The 16,031-nt window shown below is 62.6% G+C and carries 13 protein-coding genes; 8 read left to right on the forward strand and 5 right to left on the reverse strand.

Going from position 1 to position 16,031, the window contains the following annotated elements; genetic code table 11:
• Window positions 1-70: 70 nt before the first annotated feature.
• From IE243_RS16610 to IE243_RS16620, 3 genes are all read right to left on the reverse strand, one after another.
• Entirely contained in the window at window positions 71-1,474 is a 1,404-nt protein-coding gene (locus IE243_RS16610) for an O-antigen ligase family protein (RefSeq protein ID WP_191320520.1), read from the reverse strand.
• Window positions 1,475-1,478: 4 nt separating this feature from the next.
• On the reverse strand, window positions 1,479-2,243 hold the full coding sequence (locus IE243_RS23970; protein WP_191320521.1) for a WecB/TagA/CpsF family glycosyltransferase: 765 nt from the start codon (window positions 2,241-2,243) through the stop codon (window positions 1,479-1,481).
• Between the two features lie 119 nt (window positions 2,244-2,362).
• On the reverse strand, window positions 2,363-3,406 hold the full coding sequence (locus IE243_RS16620; RefSeq protein WP_280514604.1) for a Wzz/FepE/Etk N-terminal domain-containing protein: 1,044 nt from the start codon (window positions 3,404-3,406) through the stop codon (window positions 2,363-2,365).
• A gap of 153 nt (window positions 3,407-3,559) precedes the next feature.
• On the opposite strand from IE243_RS16620, the gene IE243_RS16625 reads away from it, so the two are divergent.
• From IE243_RS16625 to IE243_RS16655, 7 genes are all read left to right on the forward strand, one after another.
• The gene (locus IE243_RS16625; protein ID WP_191320523.1) at window positions 3,560-3,880 is read left to right on the forward strand and encodes a hypothetical protein; all 321 of its coding nucleotides are present in this window, start codon (window positions 3,560-3,562) and stop codon (window positions 3,878-3,880) included.
• A 30-nt stretch (window positions 3,881-3,910) separates the two neighbouring features.
• Window positions 3,911-4,699, forward strand: a complete 789-nt coding sequence (locus IE243_RS16630; protein ID WP_244643235.1) for a sugar transferase — start codon at window positions 3,911-3,913, stop codon at window positions 4,697-4,699.
• A gap of 77 nt (window positions 4,700-4,776) precedes the next feature.
• Window positions 4,777-6,066, forward strand: a complete 1,290-nt coding sequence (locus IE243_RS16635) for a polysaccharide biosynthesis/export family protein (protein WP_191320524.1) — start codon at window positions 4,777-4,779, stop codon at window positions 6,064-6,066.
• Window positions 6,063-7,223 (forward strand): glycoside hydrolase family 5 protein, encoded by a 1,161-nt coding sequence (locus tag IE243_RS16640; protein WP_191320525.1) that lies wholly within the window; start codon window positions 6,063-6,065, stop codon window positions 7,221-7,223. The genes IE243_RS16635 and IE243_RS16640 overlap by 4 nt, the downstream gene beginning before the upstream one ends.
• Window positions 7,220-8,689: an oligosaccharide flippase family protein gene (locus IE243_RS16645; protein WP_191320526.1), complete on the forward strand. Its 1,470-nt coding sequence runs from the start codon at window positions 7,220-7,222 to the stop codon at window positions 8,687-8,689. The genes IE243_RS16640 and IE243_RS16645 overlap by 4 nt, the downstream gene beginning before the upstream one ends.
• A gap of 23 nt (window positions 8,690-8,712) precedes the next feature.
• Window positions 8,713-9,594 (forward strand): glycosyltransferase family 2 protein, encoded by an 882-nt coding sequence (locus IE243_RS16650; protein WP_191320527.1) that lies wholly within the window; start codon window positions 8,713-8,715, stop codon window positions 9,592-9,594.
• A gap of 18 nt (window positions 9,595-9,612) precedes the next feature.
• Window positions 9,613-10,593, forward strand: a complete 981-nt coding sequence (locus tag IE243_RS16655; protein ID WP_191320528.1) for a glycosyltransferase family 8 protein — start codon at window positions 9,613-9,615, stop codon at window positions 10,591-10,593.
• Between the two features lie 140 nt (window positions 10,594-10,733).
• On the opposite strand, the gene IE243_RS16660 is transcribed toward IE243_RS16655, so the two are convergent.
• Entirely contained in the window at window positions 10,734-11,717 is a 984-nt protein-coding gene (locus IE243_RS16660) for a glycosyltransferase family 2 protein (protein ID WP_191320529.1), read from the reverse strand.
• Window positions 11,718-12,625: 908 nt separating this feature from the next.
• Here IE243_RS16660 and IE243_RS16665 point away from each other — a divergent pair.
• Window positions 12,626-13,843, forward strand: a complete 1,218-nt coding sequence (locus IE243_RS16665) for an ABC transporter substrate-binding protein (protein ID WP_191320530.1) — start codon at window positions 12,626-12,628, stop codon at window positions 13,841-13,843.
• A 222-nt stretch (window positions 13,844-14,065) separates the two neighbouring features.
• Here the strand turns inward: IE243_RS16665 and IE243_RS16670 are convergent, their stop codons facing one another.
• Entirely contained in the window at window positions 14,066-15,730 is a 1,665-nt protein-coding gene (locus IE243_RS16670; RefSeq protein WP_191320531.1) for a Na/Pi cotransporter family protein, read from the reverse strand.
• Window positions 15,731-16,031 lie beyond the last annotated feature (301 nt).

Genomic DNA, 16,031 nt, shown 5'->3' on the forward strand with positions numbered 1-16,031 from the left:
CAGAAATCTCGCGAAGGGGGAACCTCTTATGATTCTAGACGTTCGAAAACCGCTCTAAAATGACCCGGATTTAAGGCATTTGCCTTGCAAGGCATTGCCCCGGACGGGTTTTCCCGAACCCGAGCCCGGGCGACGGGTTGATGGCCAAAACCACCGCCGCATAAAACGCCATCGGCACAAATGAGACGAGACCGCCGATTGTCGGCTCGGTAATGCCGTAGGCCATAAAGAAGATGAAAAGCGCAAGCGCCTGCCGGTCTGCCCGCTTCACCGCCCGCCACCCTGCGACGCCCAGACCGCTGACGAACAGGCACAGGCCAATGATGCCGCCGGAAAACAGAATGTTCAGGAAGAGGTTATGGGCATGGGCGGCGGCGGTGAAGAGAAGGGGATTTTTGGGCAGGATGTATTTGGCCGCGCCGGAGCCGTAGCCCAACAGCGGCTGTTCTGACCAAAGCTCAAGAACGACAGCCCAGATTCGGGTGCGCCCGGTGCCGCTGGTGATCTCGTCGGATGACCCCGAACGCGATAAAACCTGAAGGAGCCCGTCGCCTGCTCCAAGATAGATCAGCAAAATCAATCCTGTCGCCAGCGCCACAATGGCGAGTTTGAGCGCCCAGCCACCCTTGGGCCAACTGGCGTAAAGCAACGCCGCGCCCAGCCCCGCCATCGCCATGCGGTTGTTGCTCAGAAGCAGGCAAAGGGCGAAAACGCCAAGTCCTGTCAAGCGCAGCAACCGGCTTCCTGAACGCACGGGCAACAGCAGCGTCAGGATGATTCCCACCGCCGCGGCGCCGCCCGCCGCATTGGCCGTGCCAAAGACGCCCTGCAGGCGCCATGTCGGCGTGAAGGCGCCATTGACCCAATCGCTCATGCGCCCAAGCTGTGGCATGACGATGTAGGCTCCCAGCGAGAGAAGGCAAAGAATGAAGCAGGACGCAATCAGCGCCCGCACCAGATTGTCTCGCCCCAGCAAGCCTGCGGTACAGTAGAGCAACAGAAAAGCCGCCAGATTGGAGCCCGTCTCCACCAGTGCAAGCGTCGGCGTGACCGTGATGAACGACGTCATCATCATATACGCGAAGAATGCGCACCAGATGGGGAGCGCAGGGCCCTGGCGTAGCGGGTCGGCCCGAACAAGGCCGACAGCCGCCATCAGCCCCGCAAGACCGATCGCCAGGAGTTTGAGCAAAATCTGGGCGTCGACAGATTTGTCGTCGATAGCGCGCAGCCGGAACACCGCACTGAGAACGATGATCAGAAAGATCACCATCCTGTAAGCGTCACGCCCCTCCCACGCGGCGGCGCGATCAATGAAAACCAACCCGAACGGCGCAGCCGCGGCAGCAAGAAGGCAAGCCAGCGCCAGCACGTCTCCGGCTGCAATGCTGGCGACGGCGATGACGCTGACCACGGCCAGCAACATCGCCCCGACCATAACCGTCAGCATTCCCCGGGTTGCGGCGGGGCTCACGTCATCACCTGCTGTTGTCGCCGGCACGGGACCTGACGGACCTGGTTAGCCAGCACCTGGCCAGCCGGACCAGAAAAACCCCATTGCCGACCAGGTAACGCCCCGCAAGCCGGCGAGGCTCCCGGCAGAGACGGTAGACCCACTCCGCCCGCATGGCGCGGACCCACCGCGGCGCGCGGGGGATTGACCGCGAGTAGAAGTCGAACCAGGCGCCAGTCGCCATCGCGCAAGGACTGACTTCCGGAATATGACGTGCAATCCATTGTTCCTGACGCGGGTTGCCCATGCCAACGAGCATCAGATCAGGGCGCGTCCGCGATATGAGTTCGGCCAGAGCCTCCTCGTCAGTCCCGTCGAGAAACCCGTGGTGGAATCCGACCACCTCGTGACGCGGCCATTCACGATCCAGACGCCCGGCCGCCTGCGCGACCACGTCCGCATGGGCGCCCAGCAAAAAGATCCTCAGGTTCGCGGTCGTCCGGTCGAGAAAAGCCGTGATGAAATCCGTTCCATTGAGGTTCTGGCGGAATTTGGCCCCATAAAGCAGCCGACGCGCCAGATCGACGCCGACCCCGTCGTTGAGAACGAGGAAGCTCCGCAACCCCCTCTGCATCGCAGGATCGCGGGCGCACTGATTGGACAGATGGGCGTTGAGAAAGGCGACGCGGAGCCCAGGCCCCGCTCTCATGCGGCCATCGATATGGGAAATAACGTCATCAGTCGGTCCGGAATGGACCCGAACCCCCAGGATGTCGACGCTGGTAAGCACAGGATTCTCCTTCGTCGCCAGTGTTGCAATCCGCCTCGCGGCCTGCCGGATGCCCCCCGGTGATCACACTGCCCCTGGCTGCTCCCTCCTGTGGCTGGGGTTTTTCCGGTAAGGCCAGTTCATCCCAAATGCCTATCCGACCGGCGCAGAACGAGCGCCATGACCGACCCCAACGACACGCCGACGAGCAGGAGGGCCGAAAGTATCAACAACGCGCGCGGCCAGGCTTTGGCACCCGGGGGAAAGGCCCGGCTGACGATCTGTGCCTCCGGCACGGACAGAAACTGCTGCTGCCAGGTTTCGACATAGCGCGCCAGAAACCGGTCGTGCACATCCCGGTAGGCGCGCGCCGTGCTTTCGAGGGTTTGCAGCCTCACCCGGGCTGCCGCCGAATTTTCATCCTGCGGCGAGCCGGAGAATTTGAGCTGTTCGACCGCATTCTGGGCGACCTGGGCGCTGTGCTGCAATTCATCGGCGCGCGCCTGCAGCGCCTGGCTGGTCCGGCGGGCGATTTCCTCGCGACGCTTCAGCTGATCGTCAATGAAGACGCGCGCATAGGCATTGGCGATCTGGGCTGCGGCGGCGGGGGTCGCGGCGCGGGCTGAAATCTCGATCAGATGCGTCAGGCCGACCCGCTTGACCGTGGTTCGCGCCTGCAACTGGCGCACGAGGTCTCCCGCCGTATCCCCCGCCGCATCTTTCGCCGCCGCGGCGCCTGGCGACAGCCACTCCCTTGCGCCACTTTTCACGGACGACAATGACAATCCACCAGGCTGGAGCATGGCGAGAAGGCTGGCGTCTTTCGCCACCGATCCGGCGAGGCTCCGGATCAGCTCTTCCGATTGCAGGATCTCGACCTGGCTGTCGACCTTGGCTGACTGGATATTGAAATCCAGCGGCTCGGTCATGGTGCGAACGACCGCATCCGCCCGTGTGTCAATGGAAACGAGCGCCGCCGCCCGGTACTGGGGCGACGCCATGCGAATATAGGCGACGCCAGCGCCCAGAAAGATGAGCGCGACAGTCGCGATCATTGGCCAGCGCCGCGCCAACACACGGGCTGACGTCACTATCTCGCTTCGCGCCGCCGGCTGGCTGTCATTGGGCAAATCACGGGGCAGGTCACGCGCTGCCGCGGGGCCGCCCTGATAACGTAAATCCATCGTCGCGCCATCCTGATGTGAGCGGCCTCTGCAGCATAGCTACAGATTCAGTTATTCAGGCATTTTCCAGACATTGCCCGAACGCTGAATAATGTTTATGGCGAGATATAAGCCAGAATCAGATTTTTTTTTGATTATTATCAGGCAATTTTATTGAATTCACAAAATATTACCAAATACATACGCGATATCGTGCTGTTTTTGTTAAAAAATCGAACCAAATCACATCCAGTTGTTAGCAATCGTGCGCAAATTCTGAAATTCGTGATTGACTTGAACAACATGGAGGGCAACCCTCCGCATCCGAATCCACACATCGCAGGCCGGCTGTCAGAATCCAATGAGTCGGATTCACTGGATTCGGGTCAGGCCCAGGCGGAGCAAAAGCATTTCCTGCAAGGCAATGCGTCATACGGATTTGAGCTTTGCAGGTCGCGCAGCTTCGCGACCTGGTCGATGACACAAGTCCGGTGAGAACCATGAGGCTACAACCCTCGGGAGGTGATGATGGACCCCACATCACAAAGCAACATCAGCCACAAAAGGGAATCCAGTCCCAACAGCACAAAAAACACCACCACTCCCGGAATGAGTCCATACATCCGCGATACGCGTTCCGATTACCCTTCGTGGTTGCTGGCCCTGCCAAACAACAGGGCGAACCTGGTCGAAACCGGAAATGAAACGTTCAACCCCTACCTCATATCTTGCCGGAAGCGGGCGCTGGACATCGGGATAGCCTCGACCGTGCTGGTTGTGCTTTGCCCGCTGCTGCTGACCGTCGGCCTGATCATCCGGTTGAGTTCGCCGGGCCCCGCCCTGTTTCGCCAGGCCAGGACGGGCGCCGGCGGCCGCGCGTTCACCATCTACAAGTTCCGTTCGATGAAACTGCATCAACAAGCGCCAGCGACTGTTGTCCAGGCGCAGCGCGGCGATGATCGCATCACGTCATTCGGTCATTTCATCAGACGGACGAGCATTGATGAGCTTCCGCAGATTCTTAATGTACTGAACGGCACCATGTCGCTTGTCGGCCCCCGTCCACACGCGGCCGAGCATGATGCCTATTATACGAAACGAATTTCCAGATACGCGCACCGCTTCACCGTTTTGCCTGGGCTCTCGGGCCTGGCGCAGGTGAATGGCGCCCGTGGAGCCACGCCCAGACTGGCTGATATGGAGCGTCGGCTCGCCTACGATCTGGAATACATCCAGACCGCCTCCCTGCGCACGGATCTGCGCATACTTGCAGCGACAGTGCGGGAGATGCTCCTCAGTTCCTCGGCCTATTGAATCCATCCGCTCACATGTTCGCGCTGATGACAGCGCCATGGCGCCGTCATCTCCGGCGCGCGATGAGGATCACAACCATGAAGCTTGCAAACTGCGCAATTGCCGTTGGCATGGGCTTTTGCTCCGTCGCACACGCAGGCGCCCAGGCTCAGCCCGTCTACCGGCTGCAGCCCGGCGACATTCTCGAACTTGGCGTCGTTGGCCTGCCGGACTTCCGCTCCAGAAGCGTGGTCAACCCCGACGGCAAAATTTCGCTGCCGATGATGCGTCCAACCGAAGTTGCGGGCCAGGATCTGGAAACCGTTCTGGCGCGCGTGAAAGACGACCTGTCGCGTAAACTCTATCAGCAGCGGGGGCCGGACGGCCGGGACAATATCAGCGCGATTTCCCCCGACGCCATCACGCTGACAATCGCCGAGTATCGTCCGATCTATCTCAACGGCGACGTCACCCGCCCTGGACAGCAGGCCTACCGGCCGGGGCTGACCGTCCGCCAGGCCGTGGCGCTGGCCGGCGGCTACGAGATCATGCGTTTCAGGGCGGAGAATCCGTTCCTGAAATCGGCCAGCCTTCGCGATGACTATCAGGCCCAATGGCTGCGCCATGTGCAGGCGCAAGGCCAGATCTGGCGGCTCCGCCAGGAACTGGCCCAGATTTCCGGAAAGCCCGCGCCGTCCCTGTCCCTCGAGCAGATGACCCAGGCTCCATTGCCGCAGGAGCAGCTTGCGCAATTGCGCAATCTCACCCGTCAGCAACTCGAACTCGACAGCAATGCCTTCAATCGCGAGCGCGATTTCCTGCGAAACGCAGTAAAGGTTGCCGACGAGCAGATCACTCTGCTCAACAGTCGCAAGGACAGGGATGCGGAAAACGTTTCCGTTGACGATTCTGACTACAGGAAGCTGAAAGAATTCTCTGCGCGCGGCGTCGTGCCAATGAACCGCCTGTCCGAATCACGGCGCCTGTTTCTCTATTCGTCGACCCAGGCGTTGCAGACGACCGTGCAACTCGCCAATGTCACCCGCGAACGCGATGAAGCGGAGCGCAACATTGGCCGCTATGTTGAAAAGGAGCGCGCCCGCATCCTCAGGAGCCTTGAAGAGGCCACGGCCTCCCTGACGCAGGCGCAATCGCGACTGCAATCCGTCAGCGAACAGCTCACCTATACCGGCGTCATCCGCTCGCAACTGGTGCGCGGCAGCGGCGCCAGCCCGGTCATCACCGTCTTCCATTCCGCCGCCGCGGGCGGGGGTTCACAGCGCGTTTCCGAGGACAGTCCGGTGCAACCGGGCGACACCATCGAGGTTGCCCTCGCCGCCGACGTCCCCGCCGGACCGCCTGCGGCGCAGCCGGAGCCGGCGCCATGAGGCCGGGAGGGAGCCCGGGGGCCGGATGGATCAACCGTCGCGCCGCCATCGGCGCGCTGGCTGGCCTTGCGGCAACCGGTTCGGCCGTCCGATCCCGGGCCACGCCGCGCCCCTCTTCTCCCGGCGCCCGGGGGCCTGACTTGTCGCGCGGCGTCAACCTGTCCCACTGGTTCGCCCAGAGCCACAACGGGTACGGGGCGGATCACCTGGCCCGGTTCGTCACCAGCGCCGACATCGCCCGCGTCGCCGCGGCGGGCTTCACCCACGTCCGGCTTGGCGTCGAGCCCGACGCCCTGTTCGCCACGTCCGGGAAACCCGCCCTGAACGAAGCGGTCATGACCAGGCTGCTCGACGCCCTCACCATGATTGGCTCCCGGAATCTGTCCGTCGTACTGGACATGCACCCCGTCGGCGCCAGCAAGGACCGCTATCTGACTGATGAAGGCGCCGGCCGCCTGATCGACAACTGGCGCCTGCTGGCGCAACGACTGACGCCAGTCGCGCATGGCCAACTCGCACTGGAACTCCTCAACGAGCCCGAACCACTGCGCGACGACGCATGGTGGAAGCTTCAGGAACGCATCATGTCCGCCATCCGGGGCGTCGATCCGTTGCGGTGGCTTGTTGTCAATGGCGGCGGCTGGAGCGGCGTGGATGAACTGGCCAGCCGTCAACCCTATGCCCAGGATCGACTGATCTATACTTTCCATCATTACGCGCCATTGCTTTTCACACATCAGGGCGCCGACTGGACATGGGACGTCGCTGGACGGACCCGCGACCTGACCTGGCCAGTTGCGGCCACAGCGGCGGAGCAGGCCAGCGCCGCCGCCGCCCCCTCCGACCGCCCGGTCCTGCAGGATCAGATCGCCAGGGGCCAGTTCACCGAGGCGTTTATGCTGGACGCGTTCGCCCGGCTGGCGACATGGAGCCAGCGCCATGGCAGGCCGCCAATCTATGTTGGAGAGTTCGGAGTTTATCTAAAGGCTCCGCGCGAGGCCCGGCTGCGATGGTTGTCCGCCTCCTGCGCGGCATTCGCCAGATACGGCTGGGGCTGGGCGCACTGGGACAACAGCGCCGCGTTTGGTCTGGTGTCGCCAGACAACCGCGCCTTCGACGACGCGACGCTCCGGGCTCTGGGAGGGACGCCCGGATGAGCCATTCAACCGTCACGGCTGACGAAGAGCTGGCCGCCCCCGCAGGCCAGCGCACCGGCCATAAACTTGCTTCGAGCACGCCGCTCCTGCTCGCCAATCTGGTGGAGGCGCTCGCGCCCCTGTTGCGCAATATTGCGCTGGCCCATTTCCTGCCCCCCGGGCAGTTCGGCCTCGCCATTTCGCTCGCCGTCGTTCTCGGGCTGATCGAGGTTCTTTCAGATTTCGGCCTGCCTGTCTTTGCCATCCGCAAGCCGGATGAGCTGCCATCGGCGGAGGCGCTGGCGACGTTGCACAGCATGTCGCTGATCCGCTCCGCCGTGCTGGCGCTCATCCTGATCGGCCTCTCGCCGCTGTTCGCCCAGGTCTTCGACGCCCGGTCCTCTCACTGGGTTTACGCCTTGCTCGGCCCGGTCGTGCTGTTGCGCGGTTTCGAGAATCTCGGCGTCAAGGAAATGGTCCGTCGCTATGCGTTCAAACGCGAAGCCGTGGTTATTGCCTCGGCGCAGACCATTGGGCTTGTCGCAACCCTCGTGGCGGCGCTCACCGGCGCGGGAATGGCGGCCATGATCGTTGGCATGATCGCCAGCACCTGCATGACGCTGCTCCTTTCCCATGTCCTGTCGCCTGTCCCCTACCGGTTGGGATGGCAACCGGAAACCGCGCGGGAAGCAGCGGCTTTCGGACGTCCCCTGCTCATCAATGGCGCGGCCGTGGCGCTGATGACCTGCGACCGGCTGCTGGTCGGCGCCATGCTTGGGCCGGTTGCACTGGCTCTCTATAACGTGGCCTATGGCACCGCGACCCTGCCGCGCAGCATCCTGGCCCGCTTCCTGACCAACGCTTTCCTGCCGCTGTTCGTCGAGCAGCGCGATCAGGGCCGGGGCGCCCGCCCCCTGCTCGACGCCTGGGCGCTTTGCCTTTCCGCCATCGCATTCCTCTACGGCTGGGGCCTTGCCTTGCTGGGCGATCGCGCGCTTGGGCTGGTGTTTGGCCCGCTGTACCAGCCTTCGCGCCTGTTCATGTGCCTGACCGGCTTGAGCGTTGGGGTCAAGATCCTGACATTGCTGCCCGCCCCCGCAGCCTATGCGAACGGCGTCACCCGGCTGATCAGCTGGGGGTCGATCCTGTCCGCCGTCTCGATCCTCCCGGCAGCGATTTCCATCTATGGCGGGAGCACCCTGGAAGTCTTCGTCCTGGTCATGGCGGTTGCGGAGTTCTGTGCGCTTCTGGCGCTCGCGCGCCTTGCCTGCCAGGCCTTCCCCTTCACACGCAGCACTCTGGCCTTCGCGGTGCTCCTGCCCTTCGCATCCGTCGGGGCGCTCGCATTGCTTGCCGTCATGGCGCCGGCCATGACCTTCGCGGACTGGGCGGCGACCTGCGCAACGATCCTGGTCTGCGCCCTGTTCGCATATGGCGTGGTTTTGCGCCGGACTGGAGCCGGAACGGTGTTGTTTGCGCAATGGTGAATATCTGAACGAGGAGAAAAACCATGGCCCTGATCCTGTTTTCAACGACAGATCTTGCCGGGAGCAGAGAGCGGGAACTCACCCGGTTGCTTGCCTCCATTGGGCGCAATGTTCAAAATGGCGCGGATATCCGCCTCTATCTGCTCCTGCAGAACTGCCCGCCGACCAGCCTCGCCAGATTACGCGAACAGGCCCCCCCGTGCTGCCGTCTGGTCGCGATCTCCGACCGCTGCCCGCTTTCCGCGGCGCGCAACCAGTTGATTGAGGCCGCGCTGGCGGAGGCCACGCCCGGTTATGATGACGTTGTCGGCTTCCCCGACGACGATTGCTGGTATCCCGATCATACAGGGACTTCGTTATCCCGCATTTTTACCGCTTTGCCGGATCTTGAGGTGATGATCTGTCGCGTCGCGCGGCAGCCGGACGACGCCCCCGTCGCCACGGAAGAGGTCAGACAGGCCGCCGTCAGCGACATCGTCCGCCTAACCACGTCCAACAGCCTGTTTATCCGCGGAACAACATTTCTGCGCGTGGGCGGTTTCGCGCCAGACCTTGGCGTTGGAACGGTCAACGGCAGCGCTGAAGACACGGATTACGCCATTCGCGCCCTGCTGGCCGCCGGTCGCGCCGGCCTGGTTGACCGGGCCCTGATCGCCCACCCCGAGCCGGATCTGACGTCAGCCGCCAAATATTACCGCGGCGCGCTGATCGTACTGGCGCGCCATGCCGGGCAGCGACCGGCGCTGATGTTCGAGTTCGTGCGCAAACTGCTGGTCGGCGGCTATTTCGTCTCGCGCCGCAAGCTGTCGGCGCGTCATCTTCTGGACGCTTTCGCCGCCGCAGCGCGCAACTTCCTGATCAATACGCCCCAGCCGCCCCATGCGGGATTGAAGGTCCGGGGATGATCGCAAGGAGGATGCGCCATGTCTGCTGACCCTGTCGCCGTGCTCTATTGCATTGACGACGCCTATGTCCCTCAGGCAGCTGTTTCGCTTGGCTCGCTGTTCGACAACGCGCCAGGCGCGCGCTTCGAGGTGACCATCGCCGCCTTTCAGCGTGATCCGGCGCTCTCGGAGGCAGCCTTCGCTCCGGTGCTCGCGCGACATCCCCGATGCTCGTTGCGCTTCGTCGACCTCCCCGATCAACTGTTTCAGGATCTGCCCGTCACGGGACAGTTCAGTCGAAGTATCTATATTCGCCTGATCCTCCAACGTTTTATCGACCGCCCGCACCGGCGGATATTGTACCTCGACGCCGATACGATCGCCTGTGAAGATATTACGCCCCTCTGGCAAACCAACATGGGAGACGCGACGCTGGCTGCTGCGCCAGATCCCTTCCACCTGAACCTCACCCAGACCGGATTTTCCGAAGACCAGTTTTATTTCAATTCGGGCGTGCTGTTGATCGATATGGAGCGATGGCGGGCGCGCAATTGCGAAAAACGGGTCCTGGATGTGCTCGCACAACGCGCGCATGAACTGGCCTGGATGGATCAGGATGCGCTTAATATGGCCTTGGGCGGTGAAACCCATATTCTTGACCTGAAATGGAACTGGCAGCCGCGCTGCGCAGACGTCCCGGCCGGGTTTCTCGGGCTCGACCGGGCAGCCTATGACAAACGCCGCGCCAGACCGGCAGTCATCCACTACACCACATCGTTCAAACCCTGGAACTCTGCGTATCGGGTCCACTATAGCGCCCGTTTCTTCGCCGCAGCCCAGGCATCCGGCGTTCCCTCAGCATTGTTGCCGGCGCCGGCCCAGCCGCGAAGCGCCAGCCAGCGCCTTCTGCAACTGAAAACCGGATTACGCTGGCGCGCGCCAGGAGCGTTCCGGACAATGCGCAAGCTGTTCCGGCCAAAGATGGCGGCGGAGATGTACAGGGCCGGCCCGTCCCGTTGAGGGCGGAGACCAAACCGGGGCGGCGTCCGGTCAGTATCGATCGGAAGACGCCCCAGATTTTCCTGCTCCGGGTGAAGTCTGCTTGAGTAGACGTTTCCGTCTGGCCGGAAGGCGCCCCGGGCCTTAACCTTCCTGCAAGCTCAGCCTTGCTGGTGGCGACGTTGGGCGCCCATGGCCTGTCCGGCGGCAAGACGCTGGGCGCGCTTGCGGCGCGCCGCATGCGCCAGCATCTGCGCCATGGTTCCCCACAACCGCGGCGCCGTCGCCCGCTCCAGGGCCGCCCGCCATTGCCGCTGTCCGACAGCGGCGCGAAATTCACAATAGGCGGCCAGGTCCCAGGCCGCACGTCGATAGGCCGCCGCTGCCCTGCGCAACCCGGGCTCCATTCGCCGTTCATCAAGAAGGCTGTCATTCGCGGCTGCAAGGCGTTCGATGTCAGCGGCCGACAGACGGCGGGACAAGGAACCGGTCACGGCGCGGTAGAAATAGAACGTATGTGGCGCAATCGTGAAACGCGCCCCCGCGCAAAGGGCCTTCAGGACGAAGTTGAAATCTTCGCCGATATGCAACCCTTCTTCATAGATAACGCCATTCTCCCGAAGGAATTCCCCTGAAAACATTGGCTTGAGATAGCCGAGCGTGGAGTCGCCGCCGGTCATTCGGTTGCAATTGAGATAATCGACAAGATCGACGTCATAAGGAACATCGTCATGACGTTGCGGGAGGAGCGGCCAGACGATCTCTGGGGCATCATCCCGGAACCGCACAAGATTGTCGGCGACGATCTGGCTGCCGCGCTCTTGCGCGAGTGCGACAAGCGTCCGGCTTCTCTCCGGCGCCAGATAATCGTCAGCGTCCAGAATGGCTATCCAGTCGCCGCGCGCTGTCGCCAGGGCGCGATTGCGCGCCGCCGCAGGCCCCATATTACGCTGCTGCGCCAGCACCTCGAGCCGTGGCTCGTTGCGCGCCAGCTCCCGCGCTTTTGACAGGGTGCCGTCACGCGAGACGTCATCAACGATGATGACCTCCACCGTGACATCGCGCTGCGCCAGCGCCGACGCGACAGCCGCTTCAAGAGTGTGTTCAGCATTGAATGCGGCGATCAGGAACGAAACATCGGGCAACTATCGAACCTTTCCTTACGGAGAGTGACGTTGATCATTCCCCTTAACCCGCAAGGACGGCAGGATTGTGTGTCGCTCCATCACCCGGCACGTCAGCCTCTGGCGGGTTGAACGGATATACATCATCATCCGCGCATGAACCTTGACCGTGCTTGCGAGACCGCGCCACTCCGCCCGACAAATCTGAAGCGGAGCTAGAATACATTCCTGCAAAACTGGTCTGGATGAACAAGCGCCGTCATGGCGTCGCCAGACCGGGCGTCGGCGCCGGCGCCGGCGCATGGACTTGCAGGTCCGGCCGCCCGGAAAAACGGCGGCGCTCGCGAGAGCATGGCCTGATACGCAGTGATCTATCATTGTTTTTATAATCATCGCTGCAATCGATCAGAGCATTTTCCTCCAATTTTGATAAAAATCCGTTGACTACAATTATAAAAATATAGAATTGAAATCATTCAGCACAAATATCTTTCTATATACTTTTCATAATTCTGAAAATTGGCGATGTAATCATAGAATCAAAGTTTGAAAAAATATCAAACATGTATGCCATCTAAAATTCACGGCCACTGATCGCCGCCGGGCTGTTCGTCCGTTCATGTCATCATTCGGGCTGCGCGCCCTGCTTCCGCATCAGTCGCGCTATCTGGAGAATGTCGACGTCCATTTCAAACTGCAAGGTTTCGTTCGCACGCCTTGCCTGGCGGCCGTTCCCACTGAATAAGCGATATGGCCGACGCCGGCATCCTGCGTCAGCGCTTCAGCCAGACGACGATCTGGCGTGGCGTGCGCTTGCAAAAATGACCCTATCAATCGATAGCTTTAAATTCGCGCTTAAATCGTGCAATCAACGCTTTACGGCGTCACCTACCGCGTGACGCATGGGGCTTCCTTTTGGGGGAAACGACATGGACAGACGTAAGTTTTTGCTGGCTGGCGCAGGCGCGGTTGGCGCAGGGCTGGTTTTGCGTGGGGGAGCGGCGAAGGCCGCTGGGGTCAAGAAGTATGACAAGGGCGCCAGCGACGCCGAGATCCGCCTCGGCCAGACGCTTCCCTATAGTGGCGCGGGCTCGGTTTATGGCGCAGTTGGCCTCGCTCAGGCTGCATATTTTGATGAGCTGAATGAGAAGGGCGGCGTGAATGGCCGCAAGATCAGGTTCATCTCCCTTGATGACGCCTATAGCGCCCCGAAAACGGTGGAGGCCACCCGGCGTCTTGTCGAGCAGGAAGAGGTGCTGGGCCTGTTCGGTTCGCTCGGCACAGCGACGCAGGCCGCCGTCCAGAGATATCTGAACAGCAAAAAAATTCCGCAGCTTCTGCTGAATGCGGGCGCTCCGCGCTGGAATGATCCGAAAAACTTCCCGTACACGACGCCGGGGATACCTGTTTACTCGATCGAAGGCCGGATTCTGGCAAACTATGTCGCTGCCCGGAAGCCGGGCGCGAAGATTGCGACCCTGTACCAGAACGATGAATTCGGTCGTGACTATGTGAAGGCCTTCCGCGAAGGGCTCGGTGACCGGGGCGCGATTGTCGCCGAAGCGCACTACGATCTGACCGACGCGACGGTCGACTCGCAAATGCTGAAGCTGGTCCAGTCTGGCGCGGACATATTCTACAACTGCGCCTCCGCAAAAGCCGCTTCCCAGTCGATCCGGAAGGCGCATGAGCTGGGCTGGAAGGCCGAGCAGGTTCTGATCAGCACCTCGACCAGCGCAGCCATTCTGAATGCTGCGGGCAAGGCGGCCGCCCAGGGCATTGTGGCGGCGCACTATGTCAAGCAGATTGGCAGCAAGGCCTGGGAGAATGATCCTGGCGTGGTGGCCTGGCAGGCGCTTCGCGCCAAACGGTTGCCAAACATCACGCCTGACAACTCGACGGCGTTTCTGGGCTACGGGGTCGCCGTGCTCATGCACCAGATTCTCGAGCGCTGTGGCGATGAGCTGACGCACGAGAACCTGCTGCGTCAGGCCACCAACCTGCAGGGCCTGACCACTCCAGCCCTTCTGCCGGGCATCTCCTATGCAACCCAGCCCACCGACTATTCGCCGTTCAACGCCCTGATCATGGGCAAATACACAGACGGCGACTGGGTGCTCGGCGACAAGGTGACCGCTGCGGGTTGAACGCCGGCCCCTGGATGGGGCGTATTTCGCCCCATCCCCTGCTTGCGGATTGGCCGGCAACTCTTCGGCAAAGCGGTTTTCTGAAAGATGGTTCGGACCATCGCTCCAGAATTGGGCCGCGCCAAATTGACCCAAGGGCTGAACTTGAGATCCGGCCGGCCGCGCCATGGCCTGGGCCGATCCAGCGACGGGATTATCCCCCGCGTCCGCCTTTGTTTCCTGTCAGGCGCTTTTGTGATCGCCCCCCGGTCCACCCTGGCCGAGCAAATGAGCCGCGGTGCGCCACGCATGCCTGGCGATCTGATCCAGCCGGCGCGTCATTTCGATGCGCGTGAATGCTTCTGAAGCAGCAAGATTGCCTGACGCCACGGCCGCGAGCACGTCAGCGCGCAATCCACGTTGCATCTCCTCCAGTTGCTTCGCGGCGGCGGCCATCCTGGCCAGCGTCGCGTCTTCCGTGGCCGACGGGGTCCAGCCAATCGGCGCGGCCTGGCCGCTAAGCGCGGTTTCCGTGGCGATCGCCCCGGCAATGGTCTGGGCGTCGCGCAACGTCGCATCGCAGAGCGCAACGGCGGCGCCCTCCCGCGAACCCGCCGGAACGCCGCCCGGCCGCTCCCCCTCAAGCACCTCGATCAGGCGCATGGCATGGTCGAGCGCATGCAACGTGCTGGTCAAACGCAACCGCTCCTCCGCGCTTGCCGGCGCCTCCTTCAGGCCGGAGAGGAACGTCCACACCTTTTCAAGCGTGGCGGCGGCCGTCCCTGTTTCGGGTGTGCTCCTGCCTCCGGCAAAGGCCACTGACGCTGAAGCCGCCGCTGTTTTCAGAACGTCGGCCACAACCCGCCGCGCCGTCTCCACCGCGATCACCGCGCTGGCGAGCGCGCTTGGGTCAAGCGCACGCTCCAGGGCCGTTTCCCGGGAGGGCAACATCCGGGAGACGACCCGGGTGAACCATTGGGTGGCCGGCAGAAGCACGGCGACGCCGATAACGTTGTAGGCGGTGTGATAGGCGGCAAGCAGGGTCGTGCCGTCGAGGGTCGACGACAGCCCCTGCATCAGTCGCGTGGTCAGCGGAAAGGCGACGATGGCGATGAGCGCCGCAATCAGCTTGAACAGCACATAGGCGAGGGCCAGGCGTTTGGCGGTGACGCTGGCCCCAATGGCGGCAAGAGCCGAACTCGTCGCCGTGCCTATGTTCTGGCCAATGATCAGGGCCGCGCCCTGCTCGAGGCTCACCGCGCCGGCGAAAAAGGCGGAGATGGTCACGGCGATGGCGGCGGTTGACGATTGCATCACCGCGGTCATGGCCAGACCGACAAGGATCAGGATCATCAGTCCGCCCATGCCGGACAACCAGCTCACCCCCGGCATTCCCAACACAGCCGGCAGATCGGAAGGGTGCAGGCTTTCGGCAAGGCCGCCCATGCCCTGTTGAAGCGTGGTGAGGCCGTAAAGCACCAGGGCAAAACCCGCGAGGGCGCCGCCGCTCGCCGCAACCCGCCCGCTGGCCAGCAGCCGCGTCAGCGCGCCCACAAAAATCAGCGGCAGCGCGTAGGCGGACAACGACACCCGCACGCCGATCAACGCCACCAGCCAGCCGGTGCCCGTGGTGCCGACATTGGCGCCGAACACCAGACCAAGCCCCTGGGGAAAGGTCAGCAGGCCGGCGTTGACCAGGCCGATGGTCGTCATCGTCACGGCGCTGGACGACTGCACCAGCAGGGTAATGACCGCGCCCCAGAAGGCGCCGGAGACCGGCGTCGCCGCCGCCTTGCCAAGCACGGTCCGCAGCGAGGAGCCCGCAAGAGCCTTGAGACCATCGGTCATGACGGTCATGCCAAGCAGAAACAGCCCGACGCCGCCTAGAATGACAATGAGTGTCGACATGTGCGCCTTTCCACCCGTCCCGGCCAACCTGGATGTTTCCGCGCCATGCGGCCTGCGAAAATGCCCCGGTCCGCTGCTTTACCGCGATCCAGGGCCAGAACAGGACCTGCGTCCCTGATCTGCCGGATGCTGGTCAACCCGTTCCGCGATCCGCATTTTCCTCTCTGACATGTTTGTAAATCAAGGCGGACTTTGCGGCCGCACTGTCGCCGTCGGACCAGCCCCGCGCTTCCGGCTCGCCAGGTCAGGCGGTCGCCTGGCAACGCGCCCATGACCTGCGCGTGAAGGGCTTCCAGCTGGG

The sequence above is a fragment of the Camelimonas fluminis genome (assembly GCF_014656355.1).
Lineage (GTDB): Bacteria > Pseudomonadota > Alphaproteobacteria > Rhizobiales > Beijerinckiaceae > Camelimonas > Camelimonas fluminis.